This is a genomic window from Candidatus Pseudomonas phytovorans, assembly GCA_029202525.1.
GTDB classification, from domain to species: domain Bacteria; phylum Pseudomonadota; class Gammaproteobacteria; order Pseudomonadales; family Pseudomonadaceae; genus Aquipseudomonas; species Aquipseudomonas phytovorans.
Genome location: CP119325.1, coordinates 536,456 through 561,022, shown reverse-complemented (window position 1 = coordinate 561,022; position 24,567 = coordinate 536,456). Strand labels below are relative to the sequence as shown.

At 59.9% G+C, this 24,567-nt stretch carries 23 protein-coding genes; 10 read left to right on the top strand and 13 right to left on the bottom strand.

The features are described 5' to 3' along the window. The first annotated feature begins 25 nt into the window (after positions 1-25). The 4 genes from P0Y58_02440 (at position 26) to P0Y58_02425 (ending at position 4,176) form a co-directional block, all read left to right on the top strand. Positions 26-343 carry a hypothetical protein gene (locus P0Y58_02440; protein WEK31067.1) on the top strand — a complete coding sequence of 106 codons (318 nt, stop codon included), beginning with the start codon at positions 26-28 and terminating at the stop codon, positions 341-343. Between the two features lie 138 nt (positions 344-481). Further along, positions 482-2,668, top strand: a complete 2,187-nt coding sequence (gene uvrD, locus P0Y58_02435) for a DNA helicase II (protein WEK31066.1) — start codon at positions 482-484, stop codon at positions 2,666-2,668. 133 nt (positions 2,669-2,801) lie between these two features. After that, positions 2,802-3,653: a TIM44-like domain-containing protein gene (locus tag P0Y58_02430; protein WEK31065.1), complete on the top strand. Its 852-nt coding sequence runs from the start codon at positions 2,802-2,804 to the stop codon at positions 3,651-3,653. 115 nt (positions 3,654-3,768) lie between these two features. Continuing rightward, positions 3,769-4,176 (top strand): SMI1/KNR4 family protein, encoded by a 408-nt coding sequence (locus P0Y58_02425; GenBank protein ID WEK31064.1) that lies wholly within the window; start codon positions 3,769-3,771, stop codon positions 4,174-4,176. A gap of 135 nt (positions 4,177-4,311) precedes the next feature. Here the strand turns inward: P0Y58_02425 and P0Y58_02420 are convergent, their stop codons facing one another. Then, positions 4,312-6,072 carry a cation:proton antiporter gene (locus P0Y58_02420; protein WEK31063.1) on the bottom strand — a complete coding sequence of 587 codons (1,761 nt, stop codon included), beginning with the start codon at positions 6,070-6,072 and terminating at the stop codon, positions 4,312-4,314. A gap of 342 nt (positions 6,073-6,414) precedes the next feature. Between P0Y58_02420 and P0Y58_02415 the strand changes: the two genes are divergently transcribed. Next, the gene (locus P0Y58_02415; GenBank protein ID WEK31062.1) at positions 6,415-6,900 is read left to right on the top strand and encodes an acyl-CoA thioesterase; all 486 of its coding nucleotides are present in this window, start codon (positions 6,415-6,417) and stop codon (positions 6,898-6,900) included. Here the strand turns inward: P0Y58_02415 and pdxY are convergent. Continuing rightward, positions 6,897-7,769 (bottom strand): pyridoxal kinase PdxY, encoded by an 873-nt coding sequence (gene pdxY / locus P0Y58_02410; protein ID WEK31061.1) that lies wholly within the window; start codon positions 7,767-7,769, stop codon positions 6,897-6,899. The genes P0Y58_02415 and pdxY overlap by 4 nt on opposite strands. 121 nt (positions 7,770-7,890) lie before the next feature. Between pdxY and P0Y58_02405 the strand changes: the two genes are divergently transcribed. Beyond that, complete coding sequence (locus P0Y58_02405) at positions 7,891-8,283, top strand: DUF3301 domain-containing protein (GenBank protein ID WEK31060.1); 393 nt, start codon at positions 7,891-7,893, stop codon at positions 8,281-8,283. Here P0Y58_02405 and P0Y58_02400 read toward each other — a convergent pair whose 3' ends face one another. The 3 genes from P0Y58_02400 to zigA are packed head-to-tail and all read right to left on the bottom strand — an operon-like array spanning position 8,284 to position 11,127. Further along, complete coding sequence (locus P0Y58_02400) at positions 8,284-9,255, bottom strand: CobW family GTP-binding protein (GenBank protein WEK31059.1); 972 nt, start codon at positions 9,253-9,255, stop codon at positions 8,284-8,286. Positions 9,256-9,295: 40 nt separating this feature from the next. Beyond that, on the bottom strand, positions 9,296-9,922 hold the full coding sequence (locus P0Y58_02395) for a DUF1826 domain-containing protein (GenBank protein WEK31058.1): 627 nt from the start codon (positions 9,920-9,922) through the stop codon (positions 9,296-9,298). After that, positions 9,919-11,127, bottom strand: coding sequence for a zinc metallochaperone GTPase ZigA (gene zigA, locus P0Y58_02390; GenBank protein ID WEK31057.1), 1,209 nt, complete (start codon positions 11,125-11,127; stop codon positions 9,919-9,921). Before zigA ends, P0Y58_02395 begins: the two co-directional genes overlap by 4 nt. A gap of 115 nt (positions 11,128-11,242) precedes the next feature. On the opposite strand from zigA, the gene P0Y58_02385 reads away from it, so the two are divergent. Continuing rightward, positions 11,243-11,623, top strand: coding sequence for a glutamine synthetase (locus P0Y58_02385; protein ID WEK31056.1), 381 nt, complete (start codon positions 11,243-11,245; stop codon positions 11,621-11,623). Between the two features lie 25 nt (positions 11,624-11,648). Beyond that, positions 11,649-12,554, top strand: a complete 906-nt coding sequence (gene folE2, locus P0Y58_02380; protein ID WEK31055.1) for a GTP cyclohydrolase FolE2 — start codon at positions 11,649-11,651, stop codon at positions 12,552-12,554. On the opposite strand, the gene P0Y58_02375 is transcribed toward folE2, so the two are convergent. Then, positions 12,538-13,065 carry a DUF3617 domain-containing protein gene (locus P0Y58_02375; GenBank protein WEK31054.1) on the bottom strand — a complete coding sequence of 176 codons (528 nt, stop codon included), beginning with the start codon at positions 13,063-13,065 and terminating at the stop codon, positions 12,538-12,540. The two genes, folE2 and P0Y58_02375, sit on opposite strands and share 17 nt — an antisense overlap. Before the next feature lie 131 nt (positions 13,066-13,196). Here P0Y58_02375 and cls point away from each other — a divergent pair, with 131 nt between their 5' ends. Next, positions 13,197-14,636: a cardiolipin synthase gene (cls, locus tag P0Y58_02370; protein WEK31053.1), complete on the top strand. Its 1,440-nt coding sequence runs from the start codon at positions 13,197-13,199 to the stop codon at positions 14,634-14,636. A 23-nt stretch (positions 14,637-14,659) separates the two neighbouring features. Here cls and cfaB read toward each other — a convergent pair whose 3' ends face one another. Further along, positions 14,660-15,844 carry a C17 cyclopropane fatty acid synthase CfaB gene (gene cfaB / locus P0Y58_02365; GenBank protein ID WEK31052.1) on the bottom strand — a complete coding sequence of 395 codons (1,185 nt, stop codon included), beginning with the start codon at positions 15,842-15,844 and terminating at the stop codon, positions 14,660-14,662. Positions 15,845-16,050: 206 nt separating this feature from the next. On the opposite strand from cfaB, the gene lpdA reads away from it, so the two are divergent. Further along, positions 16,051-17,451, top strand: a complete 1,401-nt coding sequence (gene lpdA / locus P0Y58_02360; GenBank protein WEK31051.1) for a dihydrolipoyl dehydrogenase — start codon at positions 16,051-16,053, stop codon at positions 17,449-17,451. 86 nt (positions 17,452-17,537) lie between these two features. On the opposite strand, the gene glmS is transcribed toward lpdA, so the two are convergent. The 6 genes from glmS to atpG form a co-directional block, all read right to left on the bottom strand. After that, positions 17,538-19,373 (bottom strand): glutamine--fructose-6-phosphate transaminase (isomerizing), encoded by a 1,836-nt coding sequence (gene glmS, locus P0Y58_02355; GenBank protein ID WEK31050.1) that lies wholly within the window; start codon positions 19,371-19,373, stop codon positions 17,538-17,540. A 2-nt stretch (positions 19,374-19,375) separates the two neighbouring features. Next, the gene (locus tag P0Y58_02350) at positions 19,376-20,155 is read right to left on the bottom strand and encodes a DeoR family transcriptional regulator (GenBank protein WEK33259.1); all 780 of its coding nucleotides are present in this window, start codon (positions 20,153-20,155) and stop codon (positions 19,376-19,378) included. A 187-nt stretch (positions 20,156-20,342) separates the two neighbouring features. Further along, positions 20,343-21,710: a bifunctional UDP-N-acetylglucosamine diphosphorylase/glucosamine-1-phosphate N-acetyltransferase GlmU gene (glmU, locus tag P0Y58_02345; GenBank protein WEK31049.1), complete on the bottom strand. Its 1,368-nt coding sequence runs from the start codon at positions 21,708-21,710 to the stop codon at positions 20,343-20,345. Between the two features lie 119 nt (positions 21,711-21,829). Further along, entirely contained in the window at positions 21,830-22,249 is a 420-nt protein-coding gene (locus P0Y58_02340) for a F0F1 ATP synthase subunit epsilon (GenBank protein ID WEK31048.1), read from the bottom strand. 43 nt (positions 22,250-22,292) lie between these two features. Then, positions 22,293-23,669 (bottom strand): F0F1 ATP synthase subunit beta, encoded by a 1,377-nt coding sequence (gene atpD, locus P0Y58_02335; protein WEK31047.1) that lies wholly within the window; start codon positions 23,667-23,669, stop codon positions 22,293-22,295. Positions 23,670-23,696: 27 nt separating this feature from the next. Next, complete coding sequence (gene atpG, locus P0Y58_02330) at positions 23,697-24,557, bottom strand: F0F1 ATP synthase subunit gamma (GenBank protein ID WEK31046.1); 861 nt, start codon at positions 24,555-24,557, stop codon at positions 23,697-23,699. Positions 24,558-24,567: the final 10 nt, after the last annotated feature.

Here is a 24,567-nt window from a genome sequence, read left to right as displayed (position 1 = left end):
CCCTTCCCAAGACAGGAATATCGACATGATCATCGAATGCAAAAACTGGAAAGCCCAGCACGACAAGATGCCGCCAGGCGCTCGCCTGCGGGTGCACGGCACAATCACCGTGGGGCATCCAGGCGTGGTACCGGTACTGGTCAAGCGCGCCATCCAGGACAAATCCTTTGCACTTGCCCTGGAGCTTGAGCTGAAACGAGAGGAAGGCATCTTCAATCAAGTCGTCTGCGACAAGGAAGTGCGCATTGAACTGCCGGGCGAGCATGGCCCAATCCCGAAAGTGGATATTTTCCACGAGGGTAAATTGATCGGCACCATCACCGAGATCATCGAAACCCACTGATGCCGACTGGCGGCCACGCAGGCGAACAGCCTGTCGTGGCCGCTTTGTGCCAGGCGCGAGCTACCGATCGCCGCATCAGAGGGTGAATATTCATACAGTGCCATTTACCCTTCCCCTGCTGCGCCCTAGAATGGCCCGATGCACACAGATGACCTCTCCCTCCTGCTGAACTCCCTTAACGATGCTCAACGCCAGGCCGTCGCGGCCAAGCTCGGGCGTCAACTGGTGCTTGCTGGCGCCGGCTCCGGTAAAACCCGCGTGCTGGTGCACCGCATCGCCTGGCTGATCCAGGTGGAGCAAGCATCGCCACACTCGATCCTGTCGGTGACCTTCACCAACAAGGCTGCGGCAGAAATGCGCCATCGGATCGAGCAACTTCTCGGGATCAACCCGGCAGGCATGTGGGTCGGTACCTTCCACGGCCTGGCCCATCGCCTGCTGCGGGCCCACTGGCAGGAAGCGCGCCTGGCGCAGAACTTCCAGATTCTCGACAGCGATGACCAGCAGCGCCTGGTCAAGCGGGTCATGCGCGAGCTGGGCCTGGACGAGCAGAAGTGGCCAGCGCGCCAGGCCCAGTGGTTCATCAACGGGCAGAAGGACGAAGGCCTGCGCCCGCAGCATATACAGGCTGGCGGCGACCTGTACCTGGCGACCATGCGCGAGGTCTATACCGCTTACGAGCAGGCTTGTGAGCGTGCCGGAGTCATCGACTTCTCCGAACTGTTGCTGCGTGCCCTGGACCTGTGGCGGGACCACCCAGGCCTGCTGGAGCATTACCAGCGGCGCTTCAGCCACGTGCTGGTTGACGAGTTCCAGGACACCAACGCCGTGCAGTACGCCTGGCTGCGACTGCTGGCGCGCGGTGGCCACAGCCTGATGGCGGTGGGCGACGACGACCAGTCGATCTACGGCTGGCGCGGCGCCAAGATCGAGAACATTCACCAGTACACCGCCGACTTCCCCGACGCCGAAATGATCCGCCTTGAGCAGAACTACCGCTCCACCGGCGGCATCCTCAAGGCCGCCAACGCGCTGATCGTCAACAACACCGGGCGCCTGGGCAAAGAATTGTGGACCGACATGGGCGAAGGCGAACCGCTGACCCTGTACGCGGCCTACAACGAGCATGACGAAGCGCGCTATGTGGTGGAAACCATCGAAAGCCTGGTCAAGCAGGGCAATGCGCGTAACGAAATCGCCATCCTGTACCGTTCCAACGCCCAGTCGCGGGTGCTGGAAGAGGCCCTGCTGCGAGAGCGAATCCCTTACCGCATCTATGGTGGCCAGCGCTTCTTCGAACGCGCCGAAATCAAGAACGCCATGGCTTACCTGCGGCTGATCGAAGGGCGTGGCAACGATGCGGCCCTGGAGCGGGTGATCAACGTGCCGCCACGCGGCATTGGCGAGAAAACCGTCGAAGCCATCCGCGACCATGCCCGCCACAGCCAGGTGTCGATGTGGGAAGCCATGTGCCAGCTGCTGGCTGCCAAGGCCCTGAAGGGCCGCGCCGCCAGCGCCTTGGGTGCGTTCATCGAGCTGATCGAGGGGTTGGCTACCAAGGTCACGGACATGCCGCTGCATACCATGACCCAGACCACCATCGAGCAGTCCGGGCTGATCACCTATCACCAGGAAGAAAAGGGTGAAAAGGGCCAGGCACGGGTAGAAAACCTTGAGGAACTGGTCAGCGCGGCGCGCAACTTCGAGTCCACCGACGAAGACGCCGACCTCTCGCCGCTGTCGGCGTTCCTCGGCCATGCCTCGCTCGAAGCTGGCGACACACAGGCCGACGAGCATGAAGACAGCGTCCAGCTGATGACCTTGCACAGCGCCAAGGGCCTGGAGTTCCCGTATGTGTTCCTGGTGGGCATGGAAGAAGGCCTGTTCCCGCACAAGATGAGCCTGGAAGAACCCGGCCGCCTCGAAGAGGAACGCCGCCTGGCCTATGTCGGCATTACTCGCGCCATGCGCCAGCTGGTCATGACCTACGCCGAAACACGTCGCCTGTATGGCAGCGAGACCTACAACAAGGTGTCGCGTTTCGTACGTGAAATTCCGGCAGGCCTGATTCAGGAAGTGCGCTTGTCCAACAGCGTCAGCCGCCCGTTCAGTGGGGCCAAGACGGCCACCAACAGCAACCTGTTCGCCAACGCCAACATTCCACAGACGGCGTTCAACCTCGGCCAGCGTGTGCAACATGCAGTGTTTGGCGAAGGGGTGATCCTCAACTTCGAGGGTTCGGGCGCTCAGGCACGCGTGCAGGTGAATTTTGCCGAAGGCAGCAAGTGGCTGATGCTGGGGTATGCCAAGCTCGAGGCCATCTGAAGACCAGGGCCGCCCTGCCGGGGCGGCCTTGTAACATTCAGGCAAAAGCTCGAAACACTATGTCGCTGGTCATGTGCGCGGGAACCTGTGCACCATGACGCGCGTGCAATCCACAACAGGGGATATCCCACTTATGCAACGTTTTCTTAGCATCGCTCTGGCGCTGTGCGTTGGCCTGACGCTGAGCCTGGACGCCAATGCCAAGCGTTTCGGCGGCGGCAAGAGCTCGGGCTCCGCGCCTATCCACCAGACCCGCCAAGCCACGCCAACCACGCCTGCCGCCGCACCGACCGCACCTGGTCGTGCAGCCCCGGCCGCCAGCGGTGCTTCGCGCTGGTTGGGCCCACTGGCCGGCCTGGCCGCCGGTGGCCTGCTGGCCTCCATGTTCATGGGCGACGGTTTCGAAGGCTTCCAGATCATGGACTTCCTGATCGTGGCGCTCATCGCCTTCCTGGTGTTCCGCTTCATTGCCGCACGCCGCCGCCAGCAGCAGCCGCAAATGGCCATGCCAGGCCATGCGCCGATGCAGCGTGAGGCTCACAACCAGCCAGCACAGCAATCGGTCTTTGGTGGTTCGGCAGCACCTGCGGCCGCCGCACCGGTGATCAACGCTCCGGCCTGGTTCAACGAGCAAAGCTTCCTGTCCGCCGCTCGCAACCACTTCCAGTCGCTGCAGCAGCACTGGGATGCCAACGAGATGGACAAGATCGCCGAGTTCGTCACGCCGCAAATGCTCGAGTTCCTCAAGCGCGAGCGCGCTGAACTGGGTGATGGCTTCCAGGCCACCTACATCGACAACCTCGAAGTGCAACTGGACGGTCTCGACGACCGCGCCGACCGCACTGACGCCACCCTGACCTTCCGTGGCGTGTCGAAAAACTCCCGCTTCGACCAAGGCGAAGTGTTCAGCGAAAGCTGGCACATGGTTCGCGCCCAGGGCGAAAACCAGCCTTGGCTGGTCGCCGGTATCCGTCAAAACGGCTAACCGCTGCGTGCTGCACAAAAAAACCCCGGGCCTGTCCCGGGGTTTTTGCTTTTGCCAGAGTGCCCTACTAGGGTATAACGCGCAGCGTTGTCATCTAGGTCAGAGGAAGTGAACCGTGGAAGAAGTGATCGAACAACTCCGTGAAGCCAATCAGCCAGTGCCGGTGCCCCTTGAGCTTCCCGACGAGGACCAGTTGGTCGAAATCGAAGAAGAGCTGTTCATCAACATACCCTTCGTGTTCAAAGAGTTTCTACTGACCGTCAGCGACGTAGTGTATGGCTCGCTGGAGCCGGTGACCGTCACCGACCCGCAATCGCACACCTACCTGCCCGACGTCGCCGCCAACGCCTGGGATGCCGGCGTGCCGCGCGACCTGATTCCACTGTGCCAGGACGGCGACAACTACTACTGCGTCGAAGAAGACGGCACCGTGGTGCTGTGGGATGCGGAAGAGGAAATTGCCGGTGAGGACAGCTGGGAATCGGTGTGGCACTGGGCGCGGGATGTCTGGCTGGAGAGCTGAAACATCCACATGAATGATTATGGCTTAGTGCCACCAATCTAGTTAAAATCGCCAGGCTTTCTGCGCCTGGCGACATCGCTACCGCTCCATCCCCTCGGACGACGGTGAAATCTTGCGCAGGGAGCGTTAGCTCCCTCAGTGCGTATTCTCGCGACTGTTCTCCAGCGTCTCCAGCAAGGCAATCTGCATGCGCGTGTGCACACGGATGAACCAGCGCCACAACAAGGCCACCACCACCGCGGCCACCACGGCAATGACCAGCAGCAACTCACTGGTAGGCAGAATGCTGGCCGACAATGCCGACAGCAGCAGGAAAATCACCAGCAGCGACAACAGCGGGATAACCTCCGCGATCACCCGGCGCACACGCTGGGTATGCCGACCGGCCATTTCCGGCTTCACGCCCATCTCTGCCAGCAGCATCGAAAGTGCCTTGAGCTTGCGATAGGCCGCGATCAGGAACGGCAATGACAGCAACAACGCCGCCCCCCAGATAACCGCCTTCTGCTGGCTGGCATCCGTCACCCATTCGCTGAGCCAGTTGCCGATACGCTCTGCAAAGTAACCACCACTGAAGAAGATCGCGATCACCAGCGCCAGGTTCACCCCTACCTGCAACAGGATGCGCCTGATCATCGCTGCCAGCATGGCGCTCTCGCCCTGTGGCTGGATGTTGCGCAACCACTCGCCATACAACGAAAGCACCCGCGCCAGCCGGCTGGGCATAACGTTGCCAAGCTTTTGCGACAGCGGGTCGGCTGCACGAATCAGGTATGGCGTCAGCAGCGTGGTGATTGCCGATACTGCCACCGCCACCGGGTAAAGGAAGTCGCTGGTCACCTGCAACGTCATGCCCAGCGCGGCGATGATGAAAGAGAACTCGCCAATCTGCGAAAGGCCCATGCCCACCCGCAGCGACGTGCGCCCGTCATTACCGGCAATGAACGCGCCCATGCCACAGGAAAGCATTTTGCCCAGTACCACCGCCAGGGTGATGACCACGATCGGCCAGGCGTAATCGACGAGTACCTGAGGGTCGATCATAAGGCCGATGGCCACGAAGAAGATGGCACTGAACAGGTCGCGTACCGGCTCGATCAGGCGCTCGATCTTCAGCAATTGGCGTGACTCGGCCATGATCGCGCCAATCAGGAACGCGCCCAGCACCATGCTGTATTCCAGCTTCACCACCAACAGGCAGAAGCCGAAGCACAGACCAAGCACAGTAATCAGCAACATTTCGTTGCTTTCGAACTTGGCCACATAGGCCAGAAGCCGCGGCACCAGCAGAATGCCGATGACCAAGGCAACAATCATGAACAGCGACAGCTTGCCCACTGTGGAGAACACTTCGCCCGAACTGACCGTGCCGCTGACTGCGATGCCTGACAGTAGGGCGATGATGCCGATACCGAGGATGTCTTCCACGATCAGCACGCCGAAAATCAGCTGAGCGAAGCGCTCGTTTTTCATCTTCAGGTCGTTGAGTGCCTTGACGATGATGGTGGTCGAGGAAATGGCCAGGATAGCGCCGAGGAACAGCGAATCCATGGTGTTCCAGCCGAACCAGCGGCCAATCTCGAAGCCGATCCAGATCATCAGCACGATTTCCAGGAACGCCGCGATGAACGCCGTGGCGCCCACCTTGAACAGCTTGCGCAGGCTGAATTCGAGCCCCAGGCAGAACATCAGGAAGATCACCCCCAGTTCGGCCAGGGTCTTGATGGTGTCTTCGTCATGGATCAGGCCGAATGGCGGGGTGTGCGGGCCGATGATGAAGCCGGCGACAATGTAGCCCAGCACCACAGGCTGCTTGAGCCGGTGAAACAGAATGGTGACCACGCCAGCAACCAGCATGATGACTGCCAGGTCCTGGATGAAGCTGATGGCATGCATGGCGTGATACTCCTTTTCTCGTCTTTTTCTGAATGCCTGGGCAGACCGCTCCTCTGCCAAGGCAATCCCGAGCGAGCAGCAAGTACATACTGTATTGAATGCAGGAAAGCCCATGTTGCATGGGCGTACTCAGGTTAACATCGCACCCCGCCGCAAAAAGCCGGTGCAATATGCAGAAACAGATCGGCTGGAAAAGCGCCGCTGATGGCATGATCAGCGTGACGATGGGGCGTCAGCCAACGTCCCGTACCAGCAAGGCAAATTCAAAAGAGGGGAACAGAAGTGTCAGCAGATAACACCCCCCATTCGCCCGATTCAGCGCAACCTCACCGTGAGCACACTATGGAACCTGGAAACGCCCAGCTGAGCATGACCGTCCTGATGACACCGGACATGGCCAACTTTTCTGGCAACGTACATGGCGGCACCCTGCTCAAGTACCTCGACGAAGTGGCCTATGCGTGCGCCAGCCGCTATGCCGGCAGCTACGTGGTGACCCTGTCGGTCGACCAGGTGATCTTCCGCGAGCCCGTGCACGTGGGTGAACTGGTGACCTTCCTGGCATCGGTCAACTACACCGGCAACACCTCGATGGAGGTCGGCATCAAAGTGGTGACCGAGAACATCCGCGAGCGCTCGGTGCGCCATTCCAATAGCTGCTTCTTCACCATGGTTGCGGTCGACGACAACCGCCGCCCGGTGCCGGTCCCACCACGCCAACCGCACAGCAGCGAAGAAAAGCGCCGCTTCCTGCAAGGCCAGCAGCGCCGTCAGATCCGCCAGGAGCTGGAAAAGCGCTACCAGGACCTGAAAACCGACGCGGTCTAAAGCGCCAGCAACTGCGCCTCGAAGCGCACCCGCGGGTGGGCGATGCGGTCCTGGGCCCGTACCAGCTGCAATTCGTAGCTGGCGCATGCCTGGGTTTCCAGCAGTACCTCATGCACGGCTGCAGCGGTGAATTCGAATGCCTGCACCCAGTTATCGCCCAGCAGCACACGGGCCAGGAACAGGCCTGAGGTCAGGTCACCGACCCCCACCGGCTGACGCGGGAACGCCAACAGCGGGCGGCGCAGGTGCCAGCTGTGCTCGGCGGTCACCAGCAGCATTTCGAACTGGTCTTCGGCCCGCCCGGGGTATGCCAGGTGTTTGACCAACACCACCTGTGGCCCACGCTGCAGCAGGCTGCGCGCCATGTTCACGCAATCCTCCAGCGACTGCGCGCGGCGACCGCAGAAACTGTCCAGCTCCAACTGGTTGGGGCACAGGATATCGGCCCGGGCCACCGCTTCGTCGAGCAGGAACTCGCTGACTTCCGGTGGCACGATGCAACCCTTCTCCGGGTGCCCCATGACCGGATCACACAAGTACAAAGCCTTTGGGTTCACCGCCCTGATCCGCTCGACGCCCGCCAGGATCGCCCGCCCCTGCTCGGCACTGCCCAGGTAGCCGGAAAGCACCGCGTCGCAGTGGCCCAGCTCGCCAATGTTGGAAATACCTTCTACCAACGCGGGAATTTGCGCCGGAGCAAGCACTTCACCCGCCCACTGGCCATACTGTGTGTGATTGGAAAACTGCACGGTATTGAGCGGCCAGACATTGACCCCGATACGCTGCATGGGAAACACCGCGGCGCTGTTGCCGGCGTGGCCGAACACCACGTGGGACTGGATGGCGAGCAGGTGCGGGGTACGTTTCATGCGGGTGATTTCCAAAGCTGTTTCAAAGGATTGTGCGCAGCGCAGTATGAACTCGATTGCCACCTGTACGACAGGCCAGGGACGCAGTTAAGCTGGATCTACCTGTTTGGAGCATATGCAAATGTTGACCCTGGAGAACGTCTTCGTCCTGATGCTGGTAGCCACGGCAGGCGGCTGGTTGTGGCACAACCATGGGTTGCGCGAAAAAGCCCTGGAAAGGGTCAAACAGCACTGCGCCAAGCTCGACCTCGAGCTGCTCGACGATGCCGTCGCACTCAAGCGCATCGGCTTTGTCCGTGATGCCAATGGCCGCAAGCGCCTGGCACGCATCTATGCCTTCGAGTTCACCGTCACTGGCGACCAGCGCCACCCCGGTACCGTGACCCAGTTCGGCGCGCACAGCGTACAGATCGAACTGGCGCCCTACCCGTTCGAAATCAAGACCCCGCCACACACCGACAATGTCATCGAGATGCAGCAGTGGCGCCAGGAGCACAATCGCTGGCGCAACTGATCAACTGACGCGGCAGTCGCTCAACCCCGCTTGCAGCGCGGGTTGCGATTGCGGCTGATCAAAAATCAGCTCGATACGGCTATCCCTTCGCCAGTCACTGGGCTGCCACATGGGCATGTCACCATTGAGCCCATTGAATGATTGCCAGCCCTCCAGGCTGTGGATAACCCCTTTCGCCCGCCGCCAACGCCAACTGCGCAAGAACGCCTGTAGCCGCTGTGGATAAAACTGCTGTGCGGGGTGCCAGCGCCAACCAATGCTCCAACCTCCCTCCCCCTCTTGGGCAAGACAGATCGGCTGGCTGGGGTCTGTCCACAATATTGTGGGGGGCACTCCAAGATTGTCGACAATCCTGTTTTCCTCAAATGGGCTGTCGACAATCTGTGAAGGTGAGCCAACAAGGCTTGATAAAGGCACCTGACCTTGTACGGACCAGAGCATATTCTTGTTGGTAAATTTATTAGTTATCAACACTTTAGATATTTCATCCACAGCCTCTGACTTGTTGAAAATCACGCTTTCACACGCGTCGAAAGCCTGTTGCTGGGCCTCTGGAAGCGGCTCGTTTCGCGCCATGGATTGAGCATCCACAACCATGACCAATGGCTGGATTGTCAGCACTCCAGCCCACGGGGCCTGCTGTAGTTGAGCAATCAGCTGCAATGGGTGACCCAGACCGGAGGGCTCGATGAACAGCCGGTCAGGCCGGGATTTGCGCAGCAACCGGCCCAGTCCCACCTGGAACGGCATACCGTTGACACAACACAGGCAGCCGCCTGCAACCTCGCCAATGGCGATGCCGTCATCGTCACGGCTGAGCAAGGCCGCATCCAGGCCAACCAGGCCGAATTCATTGATCAATACCGCCCAGCGTTCGTTGCCCGGGCGCTGGGCCAGCAGATGGCGGATCAGGGTGGTCTTGCCGGCCCCCAGTGGGCCAGCAATCACATGGGTGGGAATGTTCTGCAGCATGAGATGGCTTCAAGCGGGGGTGATGGCTCACTATGCGCCGTCAGGCTAACCAGTCAAGGCTGAGCAGCAGGCGCCCTTGCTGTCCCGAGGGCGAGCGGTGCACCAGGCCTGCACCTTCGTTGCCCTGCCACTTCTCGCCCTTTAGTACGGCCACTTCACCGACCTGCAGCTTCTGAATGTTATCCACAGGAACTTGCGCTGTGTGTAACTCTCGACGCGGGCTATCCCGCTCTCGCAACCACTCGCTACCCGGCCCTACATAGGTAGTCAGGAGCCGCACCGGCACGTTATCCACATGGAAGCGCGGGCACATGGGCCCGGTCAGTACCTGCAGACGCAAGCCAACCCGCCGCGCGCCAACCAGGCAGGTATAGGCCGCCACCAGCCAAGCCACATCGGCCACGAATGCTGCGTAACCGTGCAAGTCCGCCGCTTCTCGTAGTAATTCAGGCAAGACCGGCACCTGCTGCTCGTCCACATCGATCACGCGCTGGTCAGCCAAGTATTGCCCAAGGCTGACTACCAGCTCGGCAAAATCCTCTAGCTGTGGCGGCAAGCGCCGGCGCCACACCGCCAGGTTCACACCGTCCTGCAGTATGTCGGTCAATACCAGCGGGGTTTCGCCAGACACCTGGAAGATATCCACAGGGTTGCGCGCAGGCATCATGCTGCTGCCTCCTGCTGCCAAGGGCCAAATGGATCGGCCAGGCGCAACCATCCCATGTGCCCCAAAGCCATTTCTTCATCCGTCAACAGGCAAGCATCAAGCGCTGTGGATAACGCTTTGAAGTCGATATTCTGCCCGATGAACACCAGTTCCTGCCGGCAGTCACCGGTCTCGGCGGCCCAGTGTTTCAAGATCTCGGCGGTGTTATCCACATCCTGCGGCCACTGCTCGCGCGGCACGAAACGCCACCAACGGCCCGCCAGGCCGTGGCGCATCATGCCACCTGCCTGGGACCAGCTACCGGCTTCCTGATACTTGCTGGCCAACCAGAAAAAACCCTTCGAACGCAGCAGCCGACCATTACTCCAGGGCATGTGGATAAAGTCGAAAAAGCGTTGTGGATGAAGCGGCCGCCTGGCCTGCCAAGTCGTGGCCGCGATGCCATATTCTTCAGTCTCCGGCACATGCTCGCCGCGCAATTCTTGCAACCAGCCAGGCGCTTGGGCAGCTTGGTCGAAGTCGAACAGCCCAGTATCCAGAATGCGCGCCAGTGGCACTTGGCCCATGACCATGGGCACGATCTGCGCCCGGGCGTTGAGGCTGCGCAAAATAGCCATGAGCTCTTCACGCTCGTGCTGGCTGATCAGGTCGATCTTGCTCAGCAACAGCACATCGGCGAACTCCACCTGCTCGATCAGCAGATCACTGATCGATCGCTCGTCCTCTTCGCCCAAGGTTTCGCCATGGCTGGCCAGGCTGTCTGCCGCCTGGTAATCACGCAAAAAATTCAGCCCATCGACGACAGTGACCATGGTGTCCAGCCGCGCCATGTCGGAAAGGCTGCGGCCCTGCTCGTCGCGAAAGGTGAACGTTTCGGCCACCGGAAGTGGCTCCGAGATACCTGTGGACTCGATGAGCAAGTAATCGAAGCGCCCCTCTTCGGCCAGCCGCGCCACTTCTTCGAGCAGATCTTCACGCAGCGTGCAGCAAATGCAGCCGTTGCTCATCTCGACCAGTTTCTCTTCAGCGCGGTTGAGGCTGACGTTGCGTTGTACCTCGCTGGCGTCGATGTTGATTTCACTCATGTCGTTGACGATGACCGCGACCCGCAGGTTGTCGCGGTTACGCAGCGCATGGTTGAGCAAAGTGCTCTTGCCGGCGCCAAGGAAGCCAGACAGAACGGTGACGGGGAGACGGGTGGACATGGCAAAACCTCTTCAGGCGAGCGCATTCGAAACGATGCATTGCACAATGTTATAAAGTAACAATACAATTTCGCCAAGCCGTTCTCGACGGACGAGTACTCACCGGGGATGAAAAATGAATCTGCCACGCGCCATGCTGCTGTTATTGCTCATCATGCCCACTTCGCTGTTTGCCATGCCAAATAGCAGCAGCTTGGCGGTGTGTACACGCAGCGCGACATTGCTTGCCTGCCAGGATGGCAAGGGCAGTTACTACAGCGTGCGCAGCCAAGGCAGCACTTTCTACCTGCGCGGTTACGACTTCAGCAGCCGGCGCCTGTGGGCACAAACCAACAGCCGCTATGGCACATTCACGTTTTTCACCGGCCTGGCCAGCGATGGCGAAGCCTGGGTGGGTTACAGCCGTCGCGTTGGCTGGACCACCTTGAACCGCGTATCCAGCTCTAGCGGGCAGCGCTTCAACCTGCATTGCAGCTTGATCGGCGGTTGCCACTGATGCCCCTTTTTGTTTGGAAATCCAGATGACCCAGCTAAAACTCCCCGACATCGCTGCACAAACCTTGGCGTACACCTTGCCTCTGGACTGGGTGGGCATGCGCGGAATTGCCTTGCCTGTGCAATTCGAAGGGCGAACCGCAGCTGCCAAAGTGGATGCAGGGGTAAACCTGGTGGATGGCAATTCCCGCGGCATCCACATGTCGCGGCTTTACCTTGCCTTGGAGTCACTGGAGCACCAGCCCCTCACTCCGCTGGCAATCAGGCAGGTACTGGCTGATTTTCTGAGCAGCCATGAAGGGCTTTCTTCAGCAGCCTACCTGCGCCTGCGCTTCGAGCATTTGCTAAAAAGGCCGGCCTTGATCAGCCCATTGGCAGGCTGGAAAAGCTATGCCGTAACGGTCAATGCACGGATAGAAAATGAAATGTTCCACGTGGAACTATCTGTTTCCGTACCCTATTCCTCTACCTGTCCATGCTCGGCTGCGCTTGCACGGCAGCTGATTCAGCAGCAATTCATGGACGACTTCAGCAAAGAGCAGGTTGAAAAATCGGCAATACTGGAGTGGCTTGGTAGCGCCGAAGGTATTGTGGCGACGCCCCACAGCCAACGAAGTACCGCGCAAACCCAGGTACGGCTGCGCAGCAATGAGCAAGTTTTACCCATCACCGAATTGATCGATTGCATTGAGGCAAGCTTGGGGACGGCTGTGCAGACCGCAGTGAAACGGGCGGACGAGCAAGCGTTCGCCTTGGCCAACGGGCAGAACCTGATGTTCTGTGAAGACGCCGCACGACGCCTGCACAAGGCGTTACGGCAATTGGAATGGAGCACGGCTTTCAAGCTGCGCGTGGAACATGCAGAGAGCCTGCATGCCCACGACGCCGTTGCCACCAGCCAATGGCATTGGGACGTCAGCTGCGCGGTTTGACCGTGCCACAGTCATTGCCCAGCCACACCGCACGGGTGTTCATGCTGCCTTGTTGCTGCACACCCGAAGCGTTGAATGTACCACTGACCTGCGTGGTGAATTCCCGGTCACTGAGGAAGGTGGCCTGGCCGGTGCCCTGTGCCTTGGGGCAGCTGAACTGGAACTTCCACACATTACCGGTACGGTCGGTAATCTTCTGGGTGCAGCCTGACTTCGGATCCTGCAGTGGGATGTCGTTGGTTGCCACCTGCTCTGGCGTCAGGCACGAACGCACGCCGTTGCCACCTACCGTCACCCCTTGTTTGGCCAACACCCCTTCCATCATCGCGCGCTGCTCTGGCGGCAGGTTTTTCAACTGACCGAGCATGAACTGCATGTCGGGTAACGGCTTGCCATCGACCTGCATGTTGCTGGTGGTCAGCTCCCACAAACCTGGTTGGAGCACCTGGGCATGCACCAGCGGGCTGCTCACAGCTAGGGCCAACGCCAACAGTGGCAGACGAATCTTCATGGACGATCGCTCCTGGAAAAACCGGCCAAGCGGGCCGGGCTGAACCTTGGACGCCAAATCCACCTTCAGGTTGCAAGGTGGACCGGGAACGTGTTCTGTTAGCTCAAGTGTACTCGGCAAGCAGGATGCATATGGATTACCACAGCCCCTACTTTTTTGGTTACCTACTCGGACTGATTCACCTACTGGGTATCGTCGCCGCACTGCACGCGGTCTTCACGGTGCGTACCGCCCAAGGCGCGATTGCCTGGGCCATGCCGTTGTTCTTCATCCCCTACCTTACCTTGATCCCCTACCTTATTTTTGGCGCGCGCTCGTTCTATGCCTACATCAAGGCCAGGCGCCAGGCCAACCAGGAAATGCACGTGGCCATGGCCAACCTCAACTGGCGGCCTTGGGTGGAGGAAGCCCTGACCGCCCGTGAATCAGAAAGCTACGCAGCCCTGCGGGCCATGCCCAAGCTGGGCCGCATGCCCTGCCTGGCGAACAACCAGGTAAAGTTGCTGATCAACGGAAAAGCCACGTTCGATGCCATTTTCGCCGCCATCGAAAAAGCCCGCGACGTGGTGCTGGTGCAGTTCTTTATTATTCATGACGACACCCTCGGCAAGGCATTGCAGCAGCTGCTGCTGCGCAAGGCTGGCGAAGGTGTGCAGGTATTCGTGCTGTATGACCGCGTCGGCAGCCATGCCTTGCCAGCCAGCTACAGCCAGCGGCTGCGCGAAGGTGGTGTGCAGATCCATGCCTTCGCCACGCGGCGCGGTTGGTTCAACCGCTTCCAGGTGAACTTCCGCAACCATCGCAAGATCGTGGTCGTGGATGGCCTGCTGGGGTTCGTCGGTGGGCACAACGTGGGTGACGAATACCTTGGTGAGCATCCTCAACTTTCCCCCTGGCGCGACACCCATGTGCAGATCAGCGGGCCGGTGCTGGCCTGCCTGCAGGAGTCATTTGCTGAGGACTGGTACTGGGCGACGCGCCAGCTACCGCCACTGATCCTGCCCGACACCTACCCGGAGAACGGCGTGCTGTGCCAGGCCTTGGCCAGCGGCCCTGCTGACCCGCAGGAAACCTGCTCGTTGTTCTTCATCGAAGCGATCCATTCAGCCACCCGGCGGGTGTGGATCACCAGCCCCTATTTCATCCCGGACGAAGCCGTGTTCGCCGCCCTGCGCCTGGCCGTGCTGCGTGGGGTGGATGTTCGCGTGCTGATCCCGTCACGGCCAGACCACCGTATCGTCTATGCCGCTTCCAGCCTGTTCGCCTTTGAAGCGGTTCGCGCAGGTGTGCGCATGTTCCGTTACCAGCCGGGCTTCCTGCATCAGAAGGTGGTGCTGGTGGATGATGACGTCAGTGCGATCGGCAGTGCCAACCTGGACAACCGCTCGTTCCGTCTGAATTTCGAGATCACCCTGCTGACTGTCGACCGCAGTTTCGCCGACCAGGTCGAGCACATGCTGCTCGATGACTTTGAACAGTCGCGAGAAATTACGGCGGAGGACAGCCTTGATACTCATCGACTGCAGCAATTGGGGATGCGAATTGCACGGCTGATTTCGCCGATTCTGTGATGCTCTAGTACTATGAATTTAATTCACCGGTACAGGTCTTCGCGTGTCCAAGGCAGGTCATGATGCCCATCGGCGTATGGCTTCACGGCCAGGATCTGGTGCAAATTGATCCTGCCCTTCTCAAAGGCATAGGCGCACCCGGCCAGGTACAAACGCCAGATGCGCAAGGTCTTCTCGGGCACCAGCGTTGCAGCCTTGTGCAACTGGTTTTCCAGGTTCTCGCTCCAGTGGTGCAAGGTCTTGGCGTAGTGCAGCCGCAGGCTCTCCACATCCACCACCTCCAGCCCTGCTTCACAAATGCTGGCGGTGATCATCGACAAGTGTGGCAGCTCCCCGTTAGGGAATACGTAGCGATCAATGAATTCACCCGCACCTCGGCCCACCGGCCGGCCATCCAGGTGCTTGGCGGTGATGCCATGGTTCATCACCACACCGCCTTCGCGCACGGCACCAAACAAAGTCCGGGCGTACAGCGGCAGGTTGGCATGACCCACATGCTCGAACATACCGACACTCACTACCTTATCGAAACGGCCATCCTGTGGCAGGTCGCGGTAGTCGAGGATCTGCAGATCAACCCTGTCGGCAAGCCCTTCATCCGTTACGCGCTGCCTGGCAAGGCTAAGTTGCTCTTTGCTCAGGGTGATACCGAAAACCTTGGCACCGTATTCACGCGCAGCGAAGCGTGATAACCCGCCCCAACCGCAGCCTACATCCAGCAGGTGCTCGCCAGCTTGCAGGCGCAGCTTGCGGCACAGGTGATCGAACTTGTCTTGCTGAGCTTGCGCCAGGGTGTTGTCGGGTTCGCGAAAGTAACCGCAGGAGTACGCCATATCAGCATCCAGCCATAGCTGATAAAACGCGTTCGACAGGTCGTAGTGGTAGGAAATGGCGTTGGCGTCTGTGTCCTTGTCATGGGCAGTGCGCATAGGCGAGACGTCATCTTCGCCACCGAGTAACGCTTCACTGAGTTCATCACACACGCGGATGACTTCACCGATATCGCCTTCCAACTCCAACTTACCGTCGATAAATGCTTCGCCAAGTTCATCCAGGCTCGGGCGGGTGAAGTGGCTGATGAGTTGTGGGTCCTTGATCACGATCGTGACCTGCGGGCTTGGCCCAAGATCGAACTGGTTGCCATCCCACAGCTTGAGACGCAATGGCAAGTGCAGGCTTTGCAACGCAGGTGGAAGTTGCGCAAGCATCGATGACCCTCCCGTTGGTAGGCTGGCGACCCGCCATATCTTTCGGACGCCCCCCGATCAGGGTAGTTCATTGCCACAGGTTTTCCGCTAAACAAGACCGAGGTCTAGAACCTACGGACATGAAAATAGCGCGAATTGTATACAATCTTCAGGGCGCAGATTACCCTTGTGCCCCTCTCGCGCTTCTACATCCTGGAGTTGAACCCATGAAATCCTATGACGTGGTGATCATCGGCGGTGGCCCTGGCGGCTACAACGCAGCCATCCGCGCTGGCCAGCTGGGCCTGAGCGTTGCCTGCGTGGAAGGCCGCTCGACCTTGGGCGGCACTTGCCTGAACGTGGGCTGCATGCCCTCCAAGGCACTGCTGCATGCGTCCGAGCTGTACGAGGCCGCCAGCGGTGAAGAGTTCGCCCACCTCGGTATCGAAGTTAAACCCACCCTCAACCTCGCCCAGATGATGAAACAGAAGGACGAGAGCGTGACCGGCCTGACCAAGGGCATCGAATACCTGTTCCGTAAGAACAAGGTCGACTGGATCAAGGGTTGGGGCCGCCTGGACGGCGTTGGCAAGGTTGTGGTCAAGGCTGAAGATGGCAGCGAAACAGCGCTGCAAGCCAAGGACGTGGTCATCGCCACCGGCTCCGAGCCCACTCCTCTGCCGGGCGTGACCATCGACAATCAGCGCATCATCGACTCGACCGGCGCGTTGTCCTTGCCCCAAGTACCGAAGCATCTGGTCGTCATCGGTGCCGGCGTGATCGGCCTTGAGCTGGGTTCGGTATGGCGCCGCCTGGGTAGCCAGGTTACCGTCATCGAATACCTCGACCGCATCTGCCCCGGCACGGATGAAGAAACCGCCAGGACGCTGCAGAAAGCGTTGGCCAAGCAAGGGATGGTGTTCAAGCTGGGCAGCAAGGTGACCCAGGCGACTGCCAGCGCCGACGGTGTGAGCCTGACCCTGGAGCCGGCCGCAGGCGGCACCGCAGAAACACTGCAGGCTGACTACGTACTGGTTGCCATCGGCCGCCGCCCGTATACCCAAGGGCTGAACCTTGAAAGCGTGGGCCTGGAAACCGACAAGCGCGGTATGCTCGGCAACGAACACCACCGCACTTCAGTACCAGGCATCTGGGTGATTGGTGACGTCACCTCCGGCCCGATGCTGGCGCACAAGGCCGAAGACGAAGCAGTCGCCTGCATCGAGCGCATTGCCGGCAAGCCACACGAGGTCAACTACAACCTCATCCCTGGCGTGATCTACACCCGCCCGGAGTTGGCCACCGTGGGCAAGACCGAAGAGCAGCTCAAAGCCGAAGGGCGTGCCTACAAAGTCGGCAAGTTCCCCTTCACCGCCAACAGCCGCGCCAAGATCAACCACGAGACCGAAGGCTTCGCCAAAGTCCTCGCCGATGCCGTAACCGATGAGGTACTGGGCGTACACCTGGTGGGCCCAAGTGTCAGCGAGATGATCGGTGAGTTCTGCGTGGCCATGGAGTTTTCGGCCTCGGCGGAAGATATCGCCCTGACCTGCCACCCCCACCCTACCCGCTCCGAAGCCTTGCGCCAGGCAGCAATGAATGTGGACGGCATGGCGATGCAGATCTGACGGTAACCGGTCGCAGCTAAAGGTTATTTGCAAGAAAGAAAAAAGCCCTCCATGTGGAGGGCTTTCAACTGGTCAGTGACGGCCTCTTACTCGACTGTCACCGACTTGGCCAGGTTACGCGGCTGGTCTACGTCGGTGCCCTTGAGCACAGCCACGTAGTACGACAGCAACTGCAGCGGAATGGTGTACAGGATCGGCGCCAGTGCATCGACGATGTGCGGCACCTTGATCACATGGGTGCCTTCACCATTGGTCATGCCAGCGTGCTCGTCAGCGAAAACCACCAACTCGCCACCACGGGCACGCACTTCCTGCAGGTTGGATTTCAGCTTTTCCAGTAGCTCGTTGTTCGGAGCAACGGTCACTACCGGCATGTCGTTGTCCACCAGTGCCAGCGGGCCATGCTTCAGCTCGCCTGCCGGGTAGGCTTCGGCGTGGATGTAGGAAATTTCCTTGAGCTTGAGCGCACCTTCCATCGCCACGGGGTACTGTGCGCCACGACCGAGGAACAGGGTGTGGTGCTTGTCGGCGAACAGCTCGGCGATTTTCTCAACCGTGGCGTCCATGGCCAGGGCTTCGCCCAGGCGGGTCGGCAGGCGACGCAGCTCTTCAACCAGCTCGGCTTCGACACCGGCTTCCAGGGTTCCACGCACCTGGCCCAGGGCCAAGGTCAGCAGCATCAGCGACACCAGCTGGGTGGTGAAAGCTTTGGTCGAGGCTACGCCGATTTCCGGACCGGCCAGGGTCAGCAGGGTCAAGTCCGACTCACGCACCAGCGAGCTGATGCCCACGTTGCAGATTGCCAGGCTACCGAGGAAGCCCAACTCCTTGGCGTTGCGCAGCGCAGCCAGGGTGTCGGCGGTTTCGCCGGACTGCGAGATGGAGACGAACAGGGTATCCGGTTGCACCACGACTTTGCGGTAACGGAATTCGCTGGCCACTTCCACCTGGCACGGAATGCCAGCCAGGCTTTCCAGCCAGTAACGGGCGACCATACCCGCGTGGTAGCTGGTACCACAGGCAACGATCTGCACATTGCGCACCTTGGCGAACAGATCGGCAGCCTGCGGGCCGAAGGCCTGAACCAATACATGGTCATTGCCCAGGCGGCCTTCCAGGGTACGCTGCACCACGCTTGGCTGCTCGTGGATTTCCTTGAGCATGAAGTGGCGATAAGTGCCCTTGTCGGCAGCTTCGGCGCCTTCATGGTACTGCACGGTTTCGCGCTGGACCTTGTTGCCTTGCTGGTCCCAGATGGTGACCTGATCACGGCGAATTTCAGCGATGTCGCCTTCTTCCAGGTACATGAAGCGGTCGGTGACCTGACGCAGCGCCAGTTGGTCGGAGGCCAGGAAGTTTTCGCCCAGGCCCAGGCCGATAACCAGCGGGCTGCCGCTGCGTGCAGCCACCAGGCGGTCAGGCTGCTTGGCGCTGATCAGTGCCAGGCCATAGGCGCCATGCAGGCGCTTCACAGCGGCTTTCAGGGCATCGGCCAGGTCCGGAATGCTCTTCAGGGTGTGGTGAATCAGGTGGACGATAACTTCGGTATCGGTCTGCGAGGAGAACACGTAGCCCAGGCCTTTCAGCTCTTCGCGCAGTTCTTCGTGGTTCTCGATGATGCCGTTGTGTACCACAGCCACTTCATTGCCCGAAAAGTGCGGGTGAGCGTTGCCTTCGGTCGGTGCACCGTGGGTAGCCCAACGGGTGTGGGCGATACCCAGCTGGCCAGCCAGTGGCTCAGCGGCTACAGCAGCTTGCAGCTCGCTGACCTTGCCGATGCGCCGGCGACGCTGCAGTTCACCGCTTTGGGTAAGAACAGCCAGGCCGGCGCTGTCGTAGCCGCGGTACTCAAGACGCTTGAGGCCTTCGATCAGGATGGCTGTGATATTGCGCTCGGCAATGGCACCAACGATTCCACACATGTTTATTGCTCCTGGCTGATCGCGGCGCAGATCAGGTTGATGCCGCGGGCTTGAATGTGTTCGCGTGCCGCTGCGGGCAGGCGCTCATCTGTAATAAGGGTGTGCACGCTGCCCCAAGGCAGCTCTAGGTTGGGGATCTTGCGCCCCACTTTGTCCGACTCGACCATCACGATCACTTCGCGGGTGACCTCGGCCATGACCCGGCTCAACCCAAGCAGCTCGTTGAAGGTGGTGGTGCCCCGGCCAAGGTCGATGCCGTCGGCACCGATGAACAGCTGGTCAAAATCGTAGGAGCGCAGTACCTGCTCCGCCACCTGGCCCTGGAACGATTCGGAATGCGGGTCCCAGGTGCCACCGGTCATCAGCAGCACAGGCTCGTGTTCGAGGTCGCAGATGGCGCGGGCCACGTTCAGCGAATTGGTCATCACCACCAGGCCGGGCTGACGCCCCAGCTCGGGGATCATCGCGGCGGTGGTGCTGCCGCTGTCGATGATGATGCGCGCGTGTTCACGGATCAGCCCTACAGCAGCACGGGCAATGGCTTTCTTGTAGGAAGAAACCGGCTGGGCCGGCTCACCGAGCAGCTCCTGGGGCACAGGCACCGCGCCACCGTAGCGGCGTAACAAAAGGCCGTTGGTTTCCAAGGCGGCGAGGTCTTTGCGAATGGTGACTTCCGAGGTTGAGAAACGCTTGGCCAGTGCGTCCACACTCACCTCCCCCTGCTCTGCGAGAAGAGCCAGGATGTTGTGGCGGCGCTGTGGGGTGTTTCGTTTCGACATGATCGGTTAAGTTTCGATTCGAAAGATAATGATGGCAATCAAAACCTAAGACAGATCATTCGTCAAGTTCTTGCTGACCTGTGGATAGTTTTATCTGTGTTGGAGCGCTCTTGAAGGGGCCGGGAAACTCCCAATAAAAAAGCCGACCTATTCACATAGGTCGGCTTTCGATCAAACAGCTGTGAATAGCTCAGCTCTTCTTGATCTTCTCCGGGCGCTTCCAGCCCGCGATGTTGCGCTGGCGCGCACGGGCCACTGCCAGGTCCCCGGCTTCAACAGCCTGGGTGATGGTCGAACCGGCGGCGGTGGTCGCGCCGGCCTTGATTTCCACAGGCGCCACGAGTGAGTTGTTCGAACCGATGAACACGTCTTCGCCCATCACCGTCTTGAACTTGTTCGCGCCATCGTAATTGCAGGTAATGGTGCCAGCGCCGATGTTGGTGCGCGCACCAATCTCGGCATCGCCCAGGTAGGTCAGGTGACCGGCCTTGGCGCCTTCACCCAGGTGGGCGTTTTTCAGTTCGACAAAGTTACCCACATGGGCCTTGGCGTCCAGCACGCTGCCTGGGCGCAAGCGAGCGAACGGGCCGGCATCGCTGCCCTCGCCCATCACGGCGCCTTCAAGGTGGCTGTTGGCCTTGACCACCGCGCCTTTGCGCAAGGTGGTGTTCTTGATGACGCAGTTAGGGCCGATCTGCACATCGTCCTCGATCACCACCTTGCCTTCGAGAATCACGTTGATGTCGATCAGCACGTCACGACCAACGGTCACCTCACCCCGTACATCAAAGCGTGCCGGGTCACGCAAGGTCACACCCTGGGCCATGAGGCGGCGGCCTTCACGCAGTTGGTAGTGACGCTCCAGCTCGGACAGCTGGCGACGATCGTTGGCGCCCTGCACTTCCATCGGGTCGTGTGGCTGTTCGGTGGCCACGACCAGGCCATCAGCCACCGCCATGGCGATGACGTCGGTCAGGTAATACTCGCCTTGGGCGTTGTTGTTCGACAGGCGGCCCATCCAGTCGGCCAGGCGCGCGGCTGGCAGGGCCAGGATACCGGTGTTGCCTTCCTTTATCGCTTTCTGCGCGTCGTTGGCGTCCTTGTGCTCAACGATGGCGGTCACCTTGCCCTGCTCGTCACGCACGATGCGGCCATAGCCGGTCGGGTCGTCGAGGGTGACAGTGAGCAGGCCCAGCTGCTGGTCATTGGCCTTGGCCAACAGACGCTGCAGGGTCTCCACTTCGATCAACGGTACATCGCCGTACAGCACCAGCACGGTGTCGGCTGTCACGGCCGGCAGCGCCTGGGCTACCGCATGCCCGGTACCCAACTGTTTTTCCTGCATGACGAAGTTCAGGTCGTCAGCGGCCAGGCGCTCACGCACCAGCTCGGCACCGTGGCCAATGACCACGTGAATGCCTTGCGGCTGCAGTTGGCGCGCGCTGTGGATAACATGGCCGAGCATGGAGTTGCCGGCTACCGGGTGCAGCACCTTGGGCAGCGCCGAGCGCATGCGGGTACCTTGGCCGGCGGCGAGAATAACGATATCGAGTGACATTACTGGCTACCAATCCTGGGCGGTCAGTGAAAGACCGGGGGAGAAAATCAGAAAAAGAAAAAGGGTAGCCGAGGCTACCCTTTTACTCAATCGCAACAGAAGTTATCAGCCGTGGCCGATTACTTGCCTTTGCGCATTTGCTGGACGGTACGCAGCTGAGCTGCGGCCTCGGCCAGACGTGCAGCGGCGGCACTGTAGTCGAAGTCCGCGCCTTTGGAAATCAGGGCGTTCTCAGCAGCCTTGAGGGCTTCCTGAGCTTGCGCTTCATCCAGGTCTGCAGCACGTTGCACGGTATCGGCAAGCACCTTGACCATGTTCGGCTGGACCTCGAGGAAACCACCAGAGATGTAGAACACCTCTTGGGCGCCACCCTGCTTGGTCAGCGTGATCGGACCTGGCTTCAGATTGGTGATCAGCGGCGCGTGGCCTGGAGCGATACCAAGATCACCCAGGTTACCGTGCGCAACCACCATCTCGACCAGACCGGAGAAAATTTCTCCTTCCGCGCTGACGATATCGCAATGGACTGTCATAGCCATCTGCTTGCCTCAACCTGATAGCGCCCCTTGCGGGGCGCAGGAATTACAGTTTCTTGGCTTTCTCGATCGCTTCGTCGATGCTGCCGACCATGTAGAACGCTTGTTCTGGCAGGTGGTCGTAGTCACCTTTGAGGATGCCGCTGAAGCCAGCGATGGTGTCTTTCAGGGAAACGTACTTGCCTGGCGAACCGGTGAAGACTTCGGCCACGAAGAACGGCTGCGACAGGAAGCGCTGGATCTTACGAGCGCGGGCTACCAGTTGCTTGTCGGTCTCGGACAGTTCGTCCATACCCAGGATCGCAATGATGTCCTTCAGCTCTTTATAGCGCTGCAGAACATACTGAACGCCACGAGCGGTGTCGTAGTGCTCATTGCCGATCACGTTCGGGTCCAGCTGGCGCGAAGTCGAGTCCAGTGGGTCGACCGCTGGGTAGATACCCAGGGAGGCGATGTCACGGGACAGAACGACGGTGGCGTCCAAGTGGGCGAAGGTGGTCGCTGGCGACGGGTCGGTCAAGTCGTCCGCAGGTACGTATACGGCCTGAACGGAGGTGATCGAACCTTCCTTGGTGGAGGTGATGCGCTCTTGCAGAACGCCCATCTCTTCAGCCAGGGTCGGCTGGTAACCTACTGCCGAAGGCATACGGCCCAGCAGTGCGGATACTTCGGTACCGGCCAGGGTGTAACGATAGATGTTGTCGACGAACAGCAGAACGTCGTTACCTTCGTCACGGAACTTCTCAGCCATGGTCAGGCCGGTCAGCGCTACGCGCAGACGGTTTCCTGGTGGCTCGTTCATCTGACCGTAGACCAGCGCTACTTTGTCGAGAACGTTGGAGTCCTTCATCTCGTGGTAGAAGTCGTTACCCTCACGAGTACGCTCACCCACACCAGCGAACACGGAGTAACCGCTGTGTTCCATGGCGATGTTACGGATCAGTTCCATCATGTTTACGGTCTTGCCGACACCGGCACCACCGAACAGACCAACCTTACCACCCTTGGCGAACGGGCAAACCAGGTCGATAACCTTGATGCCGGTTTCCAGCAGGTCGTTGCCGCCTGCCTGGTCAGCGAACGAAGGCGCTGGCTGGTGGATACCGCGACGCTCTTCTTCACCGATCGGGCCGGCTTCGTCGATCGGGTTGCCCAGTACGTCCATGATGCGGCCCAGGGTGGCCTTACCAACAGGAACGGAAATGGCAGCACCGGTGTCGACGACATCCAGACCGCGCTTCAGGCCTTCGGTCGAGCCCATCGCAATGGTACGAACCACGCCGTCGCCCAGCTGCTGCTGAACTTCCAGAGTGGTTTCCGCGCCTTGTACTTTCAGCGCGTTGTATACACTCGGCACGCCGTCACGTGGGAATTCCACGTCGATGACGGCGCCGATGATTTGAACGATACGTCCGCTACTCATAGCTGGATCCTCTGAATTTTTGAACCGTTAAACCGCGGCAGCGCCGCCGACGATTTCCGAGATCTCCTGGGTGATCGCAGCCTGACGCGCCTTGTTGTAGATCAATTGCAGCTCTTTGATCAAATCACCGGCGTTGTCTGTGGCGTTTTTCATGGCGATCATCCGGGCCGCTTGTTCAGCAGCGTTGTTCTCGACCACCGCCTGGTACACCTGCGACTCCACATAACGCACCATCAAGCCGTCCAGCAGCTCTTTTGCGTCGGGTTCGTACAGGTAATCCCAGTGATGCTTGAGTTCTTGATCCGGGGTTGCCACCAACGGTACCAATTGCTCTACCGTCGGTTGTTGGGTCATGGTGTTGATGAACTTGTTCGAAACCACCGAAAGGCGATCGATACGGCCGTCCAGGTAGGCGTCCAGCATCACTTTGACGGAGCCGATCAAGTCGTTGATCGATGGCTCTTCGCCCAAGTGGCTGATCGCGGCTACAACGTTGCCGCCAAAGATGCGGAAGAAAGTCGCACCCTTGCTGCCGATCACGCACAGGTCGATTTCCACGCCCTGTTCGCGGTTTGCGCTCATGTCCTTGACCAGGGCCTTGAACAGGTTGGTATTCAAGCCACCGCACAGACCACGGTCACTGCTCACCACGATATAACCGGCGCGCTTTACAGGGCGCTCGATCATGAACGGGTGGCGGTATTCCGGGTTGGCGTTGGCCAGATGACCGATCACCTGGCGGATACGCTCCGCGTAAGGACGGCTAGCAGCCATGCGCATTTGTGCCCTGCGCATTTTGCTGACCGCCACTTTCTCCATGGCGCTGGTAATTTTTTGCGTGCTTTTGATGCTCGCAATCTTACTGCGAATCTCTTTTGCGCCTGCCATGTATCACCTA